General features: G+C 71.7%; 13 protein-coding genes. 4 read left to right on the top strand and 9 right to left on the bottom strand.

Translation table 11 applies throughout. The features are described from left to right. Positions 1-3 precede the first annotated feature (3 nt). Positions 4-2,031: an alpha-1,4-glucan--maltose-1-phosphate maltosyltransferase gene (locus D1648_RS10060; RefSeq protein WP_122941329.1), complete on the top strand. Its 2,028-nt coding sequence runs from the start codon at positions 4-6 to the stop codon at positions 2,029-2,031. A 1-nt stretch (position 2,032) separates the two neighbouring features. Beyond that, the gene (gene glgB / locus D1648_RS10055) at positions 2,033-4,243 is read left to right on the top strand and encodes a 1,4-alpha-glucan branching protein GlgB (RefSeq protein WP_122941327.1); all 2,211 of its coding nucleotides are present in this window, start codon (positions 2,033-2,035) and stop codon (positions 4,241-4,243) included. A gap of 142 nt (positions 4,244-4,385) precedes the next feature. On the opposite strand, the gene D1648_RS10050 is transcribed toward glgB, so the two are convergent. The 3 genes from D1648_RS10050 to D1648_RS10040 all read right to left on the bottom strand — a co-directional run bounded on the left by D1648_RS10050 (position 4,386) and on the right by D1648_RS10040 (position 7,365). Then, positions 4,386-5,282: a co-chaperone YbbN gene (locus D1648_RS10050; protein WP_122941325.1), complete on the bottom strand. Its 897-nt coding sequence runs from the start codon at positions 5,280-5,282 to the stop codon at positions 4,386-4,388. 119 nt (positions 5,283-5,401) lie between these two features. Next, positions 5,402-6,493 (bottom strand): hypothetical protein, encoded by a 1,092-nt coding sequence (locus D1648_RS10045; RefSeq protein ID WP_122941323.1) that lies wholly within the window; start codon positions 6,491-6,493, stop codon positions 5,402-5,404. Further along, positions 6,490-7,365: a hypothetical protein gene (locus tag D1648_RS10040; RefSeq protein ID WP_122941321.1), complete on the bottom strand. Its 876-nt coding sequence runs from the start codon at positions 7,363-7,365 to the stop codon at positions 6,490-6,492. Before D1648_RS10040 ends, D1648_RS10045 begins: the two co-directional genes overlap by 4 nt. A 221-nt stretch (positions 7,366-7,586) precedes the next feature. On the opposite strand from D1648_RS10040, the gene nucS reads away from it, so the two are divergent. Together nucS and D1648_RS10030 are read left to right on the top strand one after the other, a co-directional pair. Then, positions 7,587-8,294, top strand: coding sequence for an endonuclease NucS (gene nucS, locus D1648_RS10035; protein WP_122941845.1), 708 nt, complete (start codon positions 7,587-7,589; stop codon positions 8,292-8,294). A 30-nt stretch (positions 8,295-8,324) separates the two neighbouring features. Further along, a complete protein-coding gene (locus D1648_RS10030) occupies positions 8,325-9,536 on the top strand; it encodes an N-acetylglucosamine-6-phosphate deacetylase (RefSeq protein ID WP_122941319.1) in 1,212 nt (403 codons plus the stop codon). A gap of 27 nt (positions 9,537-9,563) precedes the next feature. On the opposite strand, the gene D1648_RS10025 is transcribed toward D1648_RS10030, so the two are convergent. The 6 genes from D1648_RS10025 to D1648_RS10000 form a co-directional block, all read right to left on the bottom strand. Continuing rightward, on the bottom strand, positions 9,564-9,998 hold the full coding sequence (locus tag D1648_RS10025; RefSeq protein WP_122941316.1) for a DUF2550 family protein: 435 nt from the start codon (positions 9,996-9,998) through the stop codon (positions 9,564-9,566). 18 nt (positions 9,999-10,016) lie between these two features. After that, positions 10,017-10,298 carry a F0F1 ATP synthase subunit epsilon gene (locus D1648_RS10020; protein ID WP_122941314.1) on the bottom strand — a complete coding sequence of 94 codons (282 nt, stop codon included), beginning with the start codon at positions 10,296-10,298 and terminating at the stop codon, positions 10,017-10,019. After that, on the bottom strand, positions 10,295-11,767 hold the full coding sequence (gene atpD, locus D1648_RS10015) for a F0F1 ATP synthase subunit beta (RefSeq protein ID WP_122941312.1): 1,473 nt from the start codon (positions 11,765-11,767) through the stop codon (positions 10,295-10,297). The genes D1648_RS10020 and atpD overlap by 4 nt, the downstream gene beginning before the upstream one ends. Before the next feature lie 60 nt (positions 11,768-11,827). Next, the gene (locus tag D1648_RS10010; RefSeq protein WP_122941310.1) at positions 11,828-12,742 is read right to left on the bottom strand and encodes a F0F1 ATP synthase subunit gamma; all 915 of its coding nucleotides are present in this window, start codon (positions 12,740-12,742) and stop codon (positions 11,828-11,830) included. Positions 12,743-12,813: 71 nt separating this feature from the next. Further along, positions 12,814-14,439, bottom strand: a complete 1,626-nt coding sequence (gene atpA, locus D1648_RS10005; protein WP_122941308.1) for a F0F1 ATP synthase subunit alpha — start codon at positions 14,437-14,439, stop codon at positions 12,814-12,816. 82 nt (positions 14,440-14,521) lie between these two features. Beyond that, complete coding sequence (locus tag D1648_RS10000) at positions 14,522-15,337, bottom strand: F0F1 ATP synthase subunit delta (protein WP_122941306.1); 816 nt, start codon at positions 15,335-15,337, stop codon at positions 14,522-14,524. Positions 15,338-15,341: the final 4 nt, after the last annotated feature.

Here is a 15,341-nt window from a genome sequence, read left to right as displayed (position 1 = left end):
GCCATGTCCGAGACCACTGACCGCACGGGGCTGGACGCCGGGATCGGTCGCATCCCGATCATGGGGGTGCAGCCCGTCGTCGACGGCGGGAGGTTCCCCGCCCGCTGCGTCGAGGGCGAGTCGGTCACGGTGCGCGCCAACGCCTTCCGCGAGGGCCACGACGCGATGGGGGTGCAGCTCGTGCTGGTCTCCCCCGGCGGTGTCGAGACCCGTCGGGCGATGAGCTGCGCGAACCCGGGCCTGGACCTGTGGGGGACGACGATCCGGCCCGATGAGCTGGGCGGCTGGACCTTCCGCGTCGAGGCCTTCTCCGCCCCGTACGCGACCTGGGCCCATGTGGCCGAGGTGAAGGTCCCCGCCGGCATCGACCTCGAGCTCACCTGCGACGAGGGCGCGCTCGTGCTCGAGCGGGTGCTCGCCGAGGTCGAGGCGGGCACGCGTCCCGCCTCCGACGCCCCGGTGGTCTCCGCCGCGCTCGAGTCCCTGCGCTCTCCCGGCCTGCCCGTCGCCGCCAGGATCGCGCCCGCGCTGGCCGCGGACCTGCGCGGCATCCTCGCCGAGCGCCCCCTGCGCGAGGGCGTGACCGTCGCAGGCCCGTTCCGGCTCGAGGTGCAGCGCCGTCGTGCGCTGTACGGCTCCTGGTACGAGTTCTTCCCCCGCTCCGAGGGCGCGCACTTCGACCCCGAGCACGGCTGGACCTCCGGCACGCTGCGCACCGCCGCCCGCTCCCTGGACCGGATCGCGCAGATGGGCTTCGACGTCGCCTATCTGACCCCGATCCACCCCATCGGCACCGCCTTCCGCAAGGGGCGCAACAACTCGCTCGAGGCACAGCCCGGGGACCCCGGCTCCCCCTACGCGATCGGCTCGCCCGACGGCGGGCACGACGCGATCCACCCCGACCTCGGCACGCTCGAGGACTTCGACGCCTTCGTCGCCCGGGCGAAGGAGCTCGGCCTCGAGGTCGCCATGGACATCGCCCTGCAGTGCTCCCCCGACCATCCCTGGGTCACCGAGCATCCGGAGTGGTTCGTGGTGCGCGCCGACGGGACGATCGCCTACGCGGAGAACCCCCCGAAGAAGTACCAGGACATCTACCCCCTCAGCTTCGACACCGACTACGAGGGCCTGTACGCCGCGATCCGCGACGTGCTCGAGCACTGGATCGCCCACGGCGTGACCCTGTTCCGCGTCGACAACCCGCACACCAAGCCGGTGCGCTTCTGGGAGGAGCTGCTGGCGGAGTTCGCCGTCACCCACCCCGAGGTCATCTTCCTGGCCGAGGCGTTCACGCGACCGACGATGATGCACACCCTGGGCAAGGTCGGCTACCACCAGAGCTACACCTACTTCACCTGGCGCGAGAGCGCCGTGGAGCTGCAGGAGTACCTCGAGGAGCTCGTCGAGGCGGCGCCGTACATGCGTCCCAGCTTCTGGCCCACCACGCACGACATCCTCACGCCGTACATGTCCTCCGGCGGTCGCCGCGCCTTCGTGCTGCGCGCGATCCTCGCCGCGACGCTGGTGCCCACCTGGGGCATCTACTCCGGCTACGAGCTCGTCGAGGACGTCCCCCGTCCCGGCGCCGAGGAGCAGATCGACAACGAGAAGTACGAGTACAAGCCCCGCGACTACGCCGGCGCGCTGGCCCGCGGGGAGAGCCTCGAGCCGCTGCTGGGCACGCTGAACCGGATCCGTCGCGAGCACCCCTCGCTCCAGACCCTCACCACGATCCGGTTCCACGAGGCCGGCGATCCGCAGGTGCTGGTGTTCTCCAAGCATCTCGACGCCGCCGCGACCGGCACCGGCCGGCCCGACACGGTGCTCGTGGTCTCCCTCACCGCCCACGACCGCGACGCCTCGACCGCTCTGCGCCTGGACCTCGACGCCCTCGGCGTCGGCGAGAGCTTCGAGGTCGAGGACCTGCTCACGGGCGAACGATTCCGCTGGGGCCGCGAGCCGTTCGTGATCCTGAGCGCCGAGGACCGTCCCGCCCATGTGCTGCGCATCGTCCACCCCGAGGAGAGCTGACATGTCGAACACCACGGAGAGCTCCGACCGTCCCGTCCCGGTGATGCCGCTGGGCGAGCACGAGCTCGGCGCCACCGCCACCGGCAGCCACCACGAGCCCCATGCGGTGCTCGGCGCGCACGAGTACGAGGGCAGTGTCACCGTGCGCACCCTCAAACCCTTCGCGAGCGAGGTGGCGGTGCTGCTGCCCGACGGCTCCGCGCACGGCATGGAGCACGAGCACGACGGGATCTGGACCGTCTCCCTCCCGGTCGAGGAGGTGCCCTCCTACAGGATCCGGGTGACCTGGTCCGCCGGCGCGGACTGGGTCGAGCTCGAGGAGCCCTACCGCTTCCTGCCCACGATCGGCGAGCTCGACCTGCACCTCATCCGCGAGGGCCGGCACGAGGAGCTGTGGCGGGCGCTCGGCGCGCACGTGCGCTCGGTCGACTCCGTGCCCGGCACCGCCTTCACGGTCTGGGCCCCCAACGCCCGCGCCGTGCAGGTGATCGGCTCCTTCAACGGCTGGACGGGCCGTCTGCACTCGATGCGCTCGCTGGGCGAGTCGGGCGTGTGGGAGCTGTTCGTGCCCGGCATCGGCGACGGCGAGGTCTACAAGTTCCGGATCCTCGGGGCCGACGGCGTCTGGCGCGAGAAGGCCGATCCGATGGCGCGCGCCGCCGAGGTGCCGCCCGCGACCGGCTCGGTGATCACCACGAGCGACTTCGAGTGGAGCGACGAGCACTGGCTCGCCCGCCGCGCCGACACCGAGGCGGTCTCCTCGCGCATGTCGATCTACGAGGTGCACCTGGCCAGCTGGCGGCCGGGGCTCGGATACCGGGAGCTCGCCGAGGAGCTCACCGCCTACGTGGCCGAGATGGGCTTCACCCACGTGGAGTTCATGCCGGTGGCCGAGCATCCCTTCGGCGGGTCCTGGGGCTACCAGGTCACCGGCTACTACGCCCCCACCTCGCGGCTGGGCACCCCTGACGAGCTGCGCCATCTCATCGACACCCTCCACAACGCCGGGATCGGCGTGATCATGGACTGGGTCCCGGCGCACTTCCCCAAGGACGAGTGGGCGCTGGGCCGCTTCGACGGCACGCCGCTGTACGAGCACGCCGATCCGCGCCGCGGGGAGCACCCGGACTGGGGCACCTACGTCTTCGACACGGGACGTCACGAGGTGCGCAACTTCCTTGTCGCCAACGCCTGCTACTGGCTCGAGGAGTTCCACGTCGACGGGCTGCGGGTCGACGCGGTCGCCTCGATGCTCTACCGCGACTACTCGCGCGCGGACGGGCAGTGGGTGCCCAACGCCCACGGCGGGCGCGAGGACCTCGAGAACATCGCCTTCCTGCAGGAGACGACGGCGACCGCGTACAAGCGCGTCCCCGGCATCGTGATGATCGCCGAGGAGTCCACGTCGTTCCCGGGCGTCACCCGCCCCACCGACACCGGCGGGCTGGGATTCGGCTTCAAGTGGAACATGGGCTGGATGCACGACACCCTGCAGTACCTGGGCCAGGACCCGATCCACCGCCAGCACCACCACGGCGAGCTGACCTTCTCGATGGTCTACCAGTACTCGGAGAACTTCATCCTGCCGCTGAGCCACGACGAGGTGGTGCACGGCAAGGGCTCCCTGCTGCGCAAGGCGCCCGGTGACGACTGGCAGCAGGCCGCGACGCTGCGCTCCTACCTGACCTTCCAGTGGACCCATCCGGGCAAGCAGCTGGTGTTCATGGGGATCGAGTTCGCCCAGGGCACCGAGTGGTCCGAGCAGTCCGGCCTGCCGTGGTGGCTGCTGGAGTACCCGCTGCACCGCGGGGCGCAGCAGCTGGTGCGGGACCTCAACGCCGTGCAGGCGGAGTTCCCGGCTCTGTACCAGCGGGACCAGGACCCGGGAGGCTTCGAGTGGCTGGTCGGCGACGACGCGGCGCACAACGTGCTCTCCTTCGTGCGCCGCGACGAGGCCGGGGATCCTGTCGCCGTGGTCGTGAACTTCTCGCCCGAGCCGTGGCACGAGCACCGCATCCCGCTGCCCGAGGGCGGGGACTGGCTCGAGGTGCTGAACTCCGACGCCCCCGTCTACGGCGGCAGCGGCGTGGGGAACCTGGGCCGGGTCCACGCCGAGCCGCTTCCCCAGCACGGACGAGAGCATTCGGTGCGCCTGTCGGTCCCGCCGCTCGGCGCCGTGGTGCTCGTCCCCGCCCGCCTCCGCGAAGGCTGAGCCTGCCGGACCCGGGCCCGGTCCCTGACCTGGGCCCGAGCCGGGGCCGTGACCGGGCCGCATCCCTCATGGTCAGAGCCGCTGTGTTCCAGATCGGGAACACAGCGGCTCATGACTCGTCGGTCACCGGCGAGACGTGCGGTCAGTACAGGAGGTTCGCCAGGCGCTTGCGGGCCGGGCCGACCCGGGGATCCTCGGCGCCGGCGACCTCGAAGAGGTCCAGCAGCCTGGTGCGCACGGCGTCCTTGGTCTCCTGGTCCGCGCCGCGCAGCAGGTCCAGCAGGCGCGAGAAGGCGTCCTCGACGTGGCCGCCGAGCATGTCGAGGTCGGCCACGAGCAGCTGCGCCTCGAGGTCCGCGGGCGCATCCGCGGCCGCTTGCCGGGCCGCGGCGAGATCAGCGTCCTGAGTGCGGCGCATGAGCTCGACGGTCGCGAGGCCCGCCTTCGCCTCGGCGTCGGCCGGGCTCTCCTGGAGCTGCCGACGGTAGGCCGAGACGGCGGCGTCGAGATCGCCCCGCTCGATCGCCTCGTGGGCCTCGGCGAGCAGCGGGGGCAGCGGCGCCTCGGGAGCGGCCTGCTCCCCTTCCCCCTCGCTCTCGGGCAGCTCCATGCCCTGCTGGCGGGCGACCTCGAGGATCTGGGTGAGCAGGCCCTCGATCTCCGCCTCGGGCAGCACGGCGTCGACGATCGGCTGCAGCTGGCCCTTCAGGAGCAGCAGCAGGGTGGGCAGCTGCTGGACGCGCAGCGCTCCCGCGACCCGCTGCTGGGTGTCGGCGTCGACGATGGCCAGGCGCAGCGCCCCGCCCTTGGCGTCGACCCCGCGGCGCAGGGCGGCGAGATAGGTCTCGCCCTCGGGGACCCGGCCGCTGGTGACGAGCAGGAGCGTGGGGATCGTCTGCGAGTCGGCGATGAGCTGCTCGAGGCCCTGCTCGGTGACGGGGACCTCGTGCGCGGAGGCCTCGCCGGCCCCGGTCTGCCCGGCGCCGCCGGCCGGCTGCTTGAGCGCGGCGAGATCGATGATTCCGTAGGGATCGGACACGGAAGGACTCCTTCGACGGGTGCGTGACCGGACCAGTCTAGGGAAACGGCCGCGGGATGCGCGGCCGGGGAGGCCGGGGTCGGTCCCGGATCACTCCGCGCCGGTCATCCCCTGCGGCGTCACTCCCCGCTGGCGTCGAGGGCGCTCTGGGTCGCGCCGATGGGCTGGACCTTGCCGCCCGCGTCGGTCGAGGGGATGTACAGCGCCACGTGGGTGCCGAACTCGCGCACGTACTCCTCGGTGAACTCGCGCTTGCCGATCACCCTGGTGTACTTGTTGTCCTCCGCGTAGCGCATGGTGGCGCCGTCCTTGATCGCGACCTTGCGCGAGGACATCAGGGTGCTCATCACGATCGCCCCGCCGTCCTCGGTGCGCAGTCCCACGAAGTCCTTCTCGCGGACCTTGTAGGTCTCGTGGATGGTCGCGGCCTCATCCTGCTCGACGCCCTCGTTCAGCTCCTTGCGCTCGGCCTGGATCCGCTCGTGAGTGGCGGTCTGGAAGGGGTTGTCGGCGAGCTGCTCGTCGGGATCGGCCTTGCTGCCGTCGGAGAGCACCTTCGCGTACAGGGACAGCGCCTCCGCGGGGGTCATCAGCAGTCCCTCCGCGTCGCGGGCGAGCGCCTCGGAGCCGACGACGACGCTCGGGACGGTGGGCATGTCGATGCCGACGGCCTGCTGGGCCCAGCCCCAGGTGGTGTAGCCGGACCTCGCATCGTCCTGGTGCAGCGCCATGAAGTACGGGACCCCGTCCTCGGCGGAGTCCTCGACCAGGGCGATCGCGACCCGGGGGAACTCCTCGGTCAGCGAGCTCATCGGCACCAGCACCTCGGCGCCGGGGACCATGAGCTCGTCGGCCCACTCGGGGTCCTTCTCGATCAGCGCGTACAGGGCCTTGCGGAACTCGGCCGCGGAGCCGGAGACGCGGGGGGCCAGGAGCTTCGCGTCCTTCTCCTCGTCGGCCTTCACGATCGCGGCGTTGATCTCGGGGATGATCGCCTCGAGCTGCTCCTCGGTCTGGGCCGGGGTGGGCTCGGCGAGCTGCTTGCCCGTGGGCGGCGCGGGCGGCGCCTCGGGCTCCGAGCCGCAGGCGGCGAGCACGCCGGAGGCGAGCAGACCGCCGGCTCCCAGCAGGAGGCCGCGTCGGCCGACGGGTCGAGTGCTCATGACGGTGTCCTTCCGCGCGATGCCGCGCAGCGTCGTGGGAGTGGTCATCGCTGCTGGTCCTCCTCGGAGGCCGGGCGGTCCTCGGCGTCGTCCTCGGACGGGTCCTCGGACGGGTCCTCGGCCGCGCTCCCGGACGTCGCGGCGCCGAAGGCCCACACGTGCTGCTCGCCGACCTCGCGGGCACCGGGAGCATCCAGCGGGTCCTCATCGGCCACGGAGTCCTCTGCGGCGACCGGATCCTCGGGCTCGCCGTCGGCCTCTGCCTCGACCGGCGCGAGCTCCTCCTCGTCCTCGTCCCGGCGACGCCCGAGGGAGACCACCAGCAGCACGAGCCCGATCACGGCGACCGCGGCCCCGCCGGCGTAGGCGTAGGGCACCCACGCGTTCTCGGCGTCCACGGGCCAGGTGATCGAGACGCTCTCGGCGCCGGGCTCGGTGCCGTCGGTGACGATCAGCAGGGCGCGGTAGACCTGCTCGTTCTCGCCGTTCTCCGCCGCCCAGAACTCGTGGACGTCGAGCGTGTACGGGCTCTCGGAGGTGTCCACCGAGCGCCACAGGTCCGAGCTCGTCGGATCGGAGAGCTCGGCCTCGCCGTCGGGGTCGACGTCCTCGGTGCTGAGCGTCGACCAGTCGGAGGCGCCGGTGATGCGGGTGTGGTGGACGCCGTCGAGATAGGCGTCGATGTCGCCGTTCGAGGCGGTGATCACGGAGACGTCGGAGGCGCCCTCGATCGTGACCTGGCCCTCCTCGCCGCCCACGTAGAGCACGCCGGGGTCGATCACGACCGCGGGCCCCGGGTCCTCCAGCGTCACGGAGGCGGTGGTCTCGGTGTCGGGAGCCCAGACGGTGTCGCCCAGACGGCCGAGCGCGAGCCCGATCAGTCCGACCAGGACCAGCAGGACGGCCAGGAGTCGTTGCACGGTGGATTGCTCCTTCGATGGGGGCCGTCAGGGCCCCGGGCACGGGACCGCTCCACGATACGAGCCGACCGCGGCGCGGACCAGGCCCGCGTGAGCATGGGCACGAGAGATGAGGCGGCTCTCACGCGCCTCTCGTCCCGCCCTCATGCGGCCCGTCCCGGGCGCCCGGGGCACCCCTCGGGCAGTCCCGGGCGCGGTCCCGCGTGTCGTACGCTGTCCGGGTGCGTCTCGTCGTTGCCCGCTGCTCCGTCGACTACACCGGTCGACTCACCGCCCACCTGCCGCTCGCCCCCCGGCTCCTGATCGTCAAGGCCGACGGCAGCGTGCTGGTCCACTCCGACGGCGGCAGCTACAAGCCCCTGAACTGGATGAGCCCGCCGTGCACCCTGACCACCTCGCGCCGTGACGACGCGGAGGCGGAGCAGGATCCCGAGGGCGACTGGATCGAGCAGTGGGACGTGGTCCACGACAAGTCCGGCGACCGCCTGAGGGTGCGGCTGCACGAGGTGCTCGAGGACTCCTCGCACGAGCTGGGCGTCGATCCCGGCCTGCAGAAGGACGGCGTCGAGGCGCATCTGCAGGCGCTATTGGCGGAGAACATCGAGACCCTCGGCGACGGCTGGTCGCTCGTGCGCCGCGAGTACTTCACCGCGATCGGTCCCGTCGACATCCTCGCGCGCGACGAGAGCGGCGGGACGGTCGCGATCGAGATCAAGCGCCGCGGCGAGATCGACGGCGTCGAGCAGCTGACGCGCTATCTCGAGCTGCTCAACCGCGACCCGCTGCTCGCCCCCGTGCGCGGCATCTTCGCCGCCCAGGCCATCAAGCCGCAGGCCAAGGTGCTGGCCGGGGACCGCGGCATCGACTGCGTGACCCTCGACTACGACGCCCTGCGCGGCATCGACGACGCCGAGTCGCGCCTGTTCTGAGCCCGTTCCGCCCCCGAGACCGGAGAGAGCATGTCCACCGCCGAGTCACCGCTGAGAGTCGACCTCGCCCTGCGCGGCACCGCCGTGCTCGAGCAGGGGGTGGTCCCGGGCGCGCTCGTGCTGGTGCACGGCGAGCGGATCCGCTGGGCCGGCCCCGCCGAGCACGCCCCCGCCCATGAGGCCGCCCGCACCCTCGAGCACGAGGGGCTGATCCTGCCCGGCCTCGTGGACCTGCACTGCCACGGCGGCGGCGGCGCCTCCTTCCCCGACTCCCCCGGGGCGGAGGAGATGCTCACCGCGATCCTCGAGCACCGTCGGCACGGCACGACCTCGCTCGTCGCCTCCCTGGTCACGGCCGACGCCGCGACGCTCCGGGACCGGGTCGCCCAGCTCGCCCGGCTCCACCGGGACGGGGAGATCGCCGCGATCCATCTCGAGGGCCCCTTCCTCTCCGAGGCGAGGCGCGGCGCGCAGAACCCCGCACATCTCACCGGCGGGGACCCCGATCTCGTGCGCGAGCTCGCCGAGATCGCCGGCGGCGCGCTCGCGACCATGACCGTCGCCCCCGAGACGGACCGCGCCGACGAGGTCATCGATGCCCTCGCCGTGGCCGGCGCCGTCCCCTCCCTCGGCCACTCCGACGGGAGCAGCGCGGAGATGACCCACGCCGTGGAGCGTTCGCGGGATGCGCTGCGCCGGACCCGGGGCCGATCGCCGCTGCCCACCGCGACCCACCTGTTCAACGGCATGCGGCCGATCCACCACCGCGATCCGGGGCCGGCGCTGGCCGCCCTCGACGCCGCCTCCCGCGGCGAGATGGTGGTGGAGGCGATCGCCGACGGCGTGCACCTCGACCCCCGCACGGTCGCGCACGTCTTCTCCCTCGCGGCCGAGGACTGCGTCGTCCTGGTCACCGATGCGATGGCCGCCGCCGGGATGGCCGACGGCCGCTACCGGCTCGGCGCGCTCGACGTCACCGTCCAGAACCAGGTCGCGACCCTCACCGAGGGCGGGGCGATCGCGGGCGGGACCGCGCACCTGGTGGACGTGCTGCGCCATGCCGTGCGCGAGGCGGGCGTGGAGCTCGTCGCCGCGGTGCGGGCGGCCTCGACGGTCCCGGCGCGCGTGCTCGGCCTGGAGGACGAGATCGGCGCCCTCGCCGCGGGGCGCCGCGCCGACGTGCTGCTGGTGGACGCGGAGCTGCGCCCCGTCACCGTGCTGCGGGGCGGCCAGCAGGTCTGAGCACCGCTGCCCCCGCCCCGCGAGGGCTCAGTCGGCATCGCCGCGCACACCGCCCGTCGGGGCCGCCTCGAGCCAGGAGTTCAGCGCCGCGCCGGGCACGAGGTCCACGATCGCGTGGATCTCACGCCCGTCGCGCAGCGTGAACTCCAGCAGATAGCTCTCCTGTCCTCCCTCGAGACGGGCCGGGAGCCGGCGACGGCTCACCTCCAGGATCTCCCCGCGCCGGAGCACCACCGCGGGTCCCAGCCGCAGGGAGAACGCCCGGAACCAGCGCAGACGGTCCGTGCCGAAGCGCATCATCCCGCGCTGCCAGCGCTCCCCGCCCACGATCCCGCGCCGCTGCAGCGAGCACTCGAAGGCGCCGCGGCTGCGCTGGACCAGCAGCTGGCGCAGCACCAGCGCCGCCACGACGACGAGCATCCCGACCCCCACGAGGAGGATCGGGATGCTCAGGTCGGTCATCTCAGGGCAGTCCGCGGCTCAGAACCGCTCGGAGCGCGGGGCGACGGCCTCGGCGTCGTCCACGCCGATCGTGACCACGTCGGAGTCGACCGAGACGAAGCCGCCGCTGACGGACCGCTCGTCGGCATGGCCGTCCTCGTCGGTGATCTTCACGATCCCGTCGCCCAGGATCGCGAGGGTCGGCTGCATCTGCGGCAGGATGCCCATCGAGCCGTCGATCGCGGGGACGACGACCTGCGAGGCCTTCCCGGTCCAGACGGTCCGGTCCGCGGTGACGAAGGTGACCTCGAGCGCACTCACGCCCCGAGCTCCTTGTCGATGCGGTGCTGGTTCTCGAGCACCATGTCGATGCCGCCCACGTTGAAGAAGGCCGACTCGGTGATGTGGTCGAACTCGCCGTCGCAGATGCCCTTGAAGCCCTCGATGGTGTCCTTCATCGGGACGTCCGAGCCGTCCACGCCGGTGAACTGCTTGGCGAGGTGGGTGTTCTGCGAGAGGAACTGCTGGATGCGGCGTGCGCGCGAGACGATGACCTTGTCCTCCTCGGACAGCTCGTCCACGCCCAGCATCGCGATGATGTCCTGCAGCTCCTTGTTGCGCTGCAGGATCTGCTTCACGCGCACCGCGGTGTCGTAGTGGTCCTGTCCCACGTAGCGCGGGTCGAGGATCCGCGAGGTCGAGGCCAGCGGATCGATCGCCGGGTAGAGGCCGCGCGAGGCGATCTCTCGCGAGAGCTCGGTGGTGGCGTCGAGGTGGGCGAAGGTCGTCGCCGGAGCCGGGTCGGTGTAGTCGTCGGCCGGGACGTAGATCGCCTGCATCGAGGTGATCGAGTGGCCGCGGGTCGAGGTGATGCGCTCCTGCAGCACGCCCATCTCGTCGGCCAGGTTCGGCTGGTAGCCCACCGCGGAGGGCATGCGGCCCAGCAGCGTGGAGACCTCGGAGCCCGCCTGGGTGAAGCGGAAGATGTTGTCGATGAACAGCAGCACGTCCTGCGCCTGCTCGTCGCGGAAGTACTCCGCCATGGTGAGGGCGGAGAGCGCGACGCGCAGACGGGTGCCCGGCGGCTCGTCCATCTGGCCGAAGACCAGGGCGGTCTTCTCGATGACGCCGGACTCGGTCATCTCCTCGATGAGGTCCCAGCCCTCACGGGTGCGCTCGCCGACGCCCGCGAAGACGGACACGCCGTCGTGGTTGTTCGCGACGCGGTAGATCATCTCCTGGATGAGCACCGTCTTGCCGACGCCCGCGCCGCCGAACAGGCCGATCTTGCCGCCCTTGACGTACGGGGTGAGCAGGTCGATCGACTTGATGCCCGTCTCGAACATCTGCGTGGCGGACTCGAGCTGGTCGAAGTTCGGCGCCTTGCGGTGGATGGGCCAGCGCTCGGTGATCTGCAGCTGCTCGGCCGGCTTGTTCAGCGGGGTGCCGACCACGTCGAACACGGTGCCGAGGGTGACGTCGCCGACGGGCACGGAGATCGGTGCGCCGGTATCGGTCACGGCCTGGCCGCGGACCACGCCGTCGGTGGGCTTCAGCGCGATGCCGCGCACCATGCCGTCGCCGAGGTGCTGGGCGGTCTCGAGCACGAGGGTCGAGGCCTCCAGGCCCGAGCCGCTCGCCTCGATCTCGATCGTCAGCGCGTTGTACAGGTCGGGGATGTTCCCCGGGGGGAACTCGATGTCGACGACGGCGCCGGTGACGCGCGCGACGCGCCCGCTGGCGCTGGGCGCCGCGGCGACGGGGGCCTGGCTGTCAGTGGTGGTGGTCATGTGTTCTCTCCATGTCGTGCCGACGCGGGGCGGGGTCGGCCAGATAGCTCGGCGGATGTCTCAGCGTTCGGTGCGGCCGGATCCCGAGAGGGCGTCGGCGCCGCCGACGATCTCCGTGATCTCCTGGGTGATCTCCGCCTGGCGGGCGGAGTTCGCCAGCCGGGTGAACTTGTCGATCTGCGTCTGGGCGTTGTCGGTCGCCGTCTTCATCGCACGCTGCGTGGAAGCGTGCTCGGAGGCCATCGCCTGGAGCAGGATGTTGATGATCCGCGACTGGATGTAGCGGGGCAGGAGCTCCTCGATGACCGCGTCCGCGTCCGGCACGAACTCGTACAGCGGGAACGCGGGGCGCTCTGCCGCGGCCTCGGCCTCGACCAGGCCCATCGGCACCATGCGGATGGACTTCGTGTGCTGGATGAAGCGGCTCTCGAACTTCGTGCCGACGACGTACAGCTCGTCGAGATGCACCGCCGGGTCCTCGGACAGGAGGTCCTCGGTGAGCACGGACGCGATCTCGCGCCCGAGCGCAGGCAGCTCGTTCTCCTTGTACGGCGTCCACGCACGGTGCGGGGGCCGGTTGCGGAAGCGGTAGTACGACTCGCCCTTGCGGCCGACGACGTACATCACGGGCTCCTTGCCCGCATCGCGCAGCGTGTTCGCGAGCTGCTCGGCGGCCCGGATCACGTTGTGCGAGTACGGGCCGGTCATGCCGCGGTCCGCGGTGATCATCAGGATGCCGACGCGGCCGGTCTCCCGGCGCTCGCTGTCCAGGAACGGGTGCGAGATCTCCTGGGAGTGCGTCGCCACCGATCCGATCGCGCGGGTGAGCGCCTCGGCGTACGGCGTGGTCGCCTCCACCCTGGCGTGCGCCTTGGCGATGCGCGAGGCCGCGACCATCTCCTTGGCCTTGAAGATCTTCTTCATCCCCTGGGCGGAGCGGATCCTCTGCTTGTATACCCTCTGCTGGGCTCCCATTGCTCTCCTCGTGCGAGATCGGTGCGTGGCCGGCGGGCGCCGCCGCCCCGTGCGGGGCGGCGGCTGCCCCGTCAGCCTCGGACGATCTGCTCCTGCTCGATCTCGCCGGCGTCCATGCGTCCGCTCTCGTCGCTGCGCGCCTGGCCGTCGGCCTTCCCGGCGAGGAAGTCCTGCTTGACCTGGTCGAGGGTGCGCGCGAGCTCCTCCTCGGTGGCGGACTCGAACTTGCCGGAGGTGCGGATCGCCTCGAGCACGCCGCCGTTGTGGCGCAGGTGCTCCAGCAGGTGGTTCTCGAAGTCGCGGACGTCCTCGACCTCGATGTCGTCGAACTTGCCGTTGGTGCCGGCCCAGATCGAGACGACCTGCTCCTCCATCGGGAAGGGCGAGTACTGGGACTGCTTGAGCAGCTCCATCAGGCGGGCGCCGCGGTGCAGCTGCTGCTTCGAGGCGGCGTCGAGGTCCGAGGCGAACATCGCGAAGGCCTCGAGGTCGCGGAACTGCGCGAGCGAGAGCTTCAGCGTGCCGGATACGGCCTTCATCGCCTTGGTCTGCGCGGAGCCGCCCACGCGGGAGACCGAGATGCCGACGTCGACCGCCGGGCGCTGGTTCGCGTTGAACAGGTCCGACTGCAGGAAGCACTGGCCGTCGGTGATCGAGATGACGTTGGTCGGGATGTACGCCGAGACGTCGTTGGCCTTCGTCTCGATGATCGGCAGGCCGGTCATCGAGCCGCCGCCCATCTCGTCGCTCAGCTTCGCGCAGCGCTCGAGCAGGCGGGAGTGCAGGTAGAAGACGTCGCCCGGGTAGGCCTCGCGGCCCGGCGGGCGGCGCAGCAGCAGCGACACGGCGCGGTAGGCCTCGGCCTGCTTCGAGAGGTCGTCGAAGATGATCAGGACGTGCTTGCCCTCGTACATCCAGTGCTGGCCGATGGCCGAGCCGGTGTAGGGGGCGATGTACTTGAAGCCCGCGGGGTCCGAGGCGGGGGCGGCGACGATCGTCGTGTACTCCATGGCACCGGCCTCCTCGAGGGTGGCGCGCACGGAGGCGATGGTCGAGCCCTTCTGGCCGACGGCGACGTAGATGCAGCGGACCTGCTTCTCGGGGTCGCCGGACTCCCAGTTGGCCTTCTGGTTCAGGATCGTGTCGATGCCGATGGCGGTCTTGCCGGTCTGGCGGTCGCCGATGATCAGCTGGCGCTGGCCGCGGCCGATCGGGGTCATCGCGTCGATGGCCTTGAGGCCGGTCTGCATCGGCTCCTTGACGGCCTTGCGCTGCATGACCGTGGGGGCCTGCAGCTCGAGGGCGCGGCGACCGACGGTCTCGATCTCGCCGAGGCCGTCGATCGGGGCGCCGACCGGGTCCACGACGCGGCCGAGGTAGCCGTCGCCGACGGGGACGGAGAGCACCTGGCCGGTGCGGCGGACCTCCTGGCCCTCCTCGATCCCGGTGAACTCGCCGAGGACGACGACGCCGACCTCGCGCAGCTCGAGGTTCAGGGCGAGGCCGATGGTGCCGTCCTCGAAGCGGACGAGCTCGTTGGCCATGACGTTCGGCAGGCCCTCGACGCGGGCGATGCCGTCCGCGGCCTCGCTGACGCGGCCGATCTCCTCGCGCTCGGTGGCGCCTGCCTGGTAGGTGGACACTGCGGTGTCCAGGGCGTTCCGGATCTCCTCCGGGCTGATCGTGAGCTCCGCCATCTGGTGCTTCGCTTCCTCTCGGTCTCCCCGTGACGGGGATGGTCTGGTCAGTGCTGGGGACGCCGGGGCGTCGAGGGCTGGGTCACGCCACCAGCGTGGACCGGGCCCGCGAGAGCCTGGCCAGCACCGTGGCGTCGAAGAGGTCGTCGCCGACCTGGATCCGGAGCCCGCCGACGACGTCCGGGTCGACGTTGAGGTTCAGCTGCACCTCGCGGCCGTAGATGCCGGCCAGGACCGCGCTGAGGCGGGCCTGCTGCGGCTCGCTGAGCGGGATGGCGCTGGAGACCTCGGCGAAGGCGCGGCGGCGCCGGTCCGCCGCGAACCGCGCGAAGTCCTCGACCCGACGGGCGGGCTTGAGCTCGCTGCGCCGGCCGACGGCGCGAGCCGCGATGGCGATCGCGAGCGGGTGCGCACGGCCGTCCAGCAGCGTGCGCAGCAGCGCGGCGCGCCGTCCGGGCTCGTCCCGCGCACCGTCGAGGGCGGCGGTGAGCTCACCGCTGCCGTCGATGAGGCGGGAGACCTCGAAGAGCTCCCCCTCGACCTGCTCCAGCACTCCCTCGCGCAGCGCGAGGTCGAGGAGGGTCGAGACGCCGAGCAGCTCGAGGGCATCGAGGATGTCCTCCTGCTCGGACCAGCGCCGCTGCACGACATCGAGGGTCAGCTCGAGGGTGCGCGGGCCGACCCGGCCGTCGAACAGCGAGCGCACGGCGGCCTCCTTGACGGCCGCGGGGCGGCCGGCGTCGGAGAGCGTGCGCACGAGCTGGTTGCTGGAATCGATGGCGTCGGCCACCGAGAACAGCTCCTCGGCCGCGGTCTCCGGGGCGGCGCCGTCGGCCGCGAAGGCGGCCTCGGCCCGTCGGAGCACCTCGGCGAAGGAGGTGGAGGAGGTTCCTCGCATCACG

This window comes from Brachybacterium sp. EE-P12, assembly GCF_003711805.1.
In the GTDB taxonomy this organism is placed as follows: domain Bacteria; phylum Actinomycetota; class Actinomycetes; order Actinomycetales; family Dermabacteraceae; genus Brachybacterium.
Note: the sequence above shows the minus strand (reverse complement) of the source record. Positions and strands in the feature narration are given on the sequence as shown.

Bases quoted from the DNA above. Each gene is read 5' to 3' on its own strand.
- D1648_RS10060 (WP_122941329.1), top strand. From the start codon at position 4: ATGTCCGAGACCACTGACCGCACGGGGCTGGACGCCGGGATCGGTCGC.
- glgB (WP_122941327.1), top strand. From the start codon at position 2,033: ATGTCGAACACCACGGAGAGCTCCGACCGTCCCGTCCCGGTGATGCCG.
- D1648_RS10045 (WP_122941323.1), bottom strand. From the start codon at position 6,493: ATGACCACTCCCACGACGCTGCGCGGCATCGCGCGGAAGGACACCGTC.
- D1648_RS10030 (WP_122941319.1), top strand. From the start codon at position 8,325: ATGTCCACCGCCGAGTCACCGCTGAGAGTCGACCTCGCCCTGCGCGGC.
- D1648_RS10025 (WP_122941316.1), bottom strand. From the start codon at position 9,998: ATGACCGACCTGAGCATCCCGATCCTCCTCGTGGGGGTCGGGATGCTC.
- atpD (WP_122941312.1), bottom strand. From the start codon at position 11,767: ATGACCACCACCACTGACAGCCAGGCCCCCGTCGCCGCGGCGCCCAGC.
- D1648_RS10010 (WP_122941310.1), bottom strand. From the start codon at position 12,742: ATGGGAGCCCAGCAGAGGGTATACAAGCAGAGGATCCGCTCCGCCCAG.
- atpA (WP_122941308.1), bottom strand. From the start codon at position 14,439: ATGGCGGAGCTCACGATCAGCCCGGAGGAGATCCGGAACGCCCTGGAC.
- D1648_RS10000 (WP_122941306.1), bottom strand. From the start codon at position 15,337: ATGCGAGGAACCTCCTCCACCTCCTTCGCCGAGGTGCTCCGACGGGCC.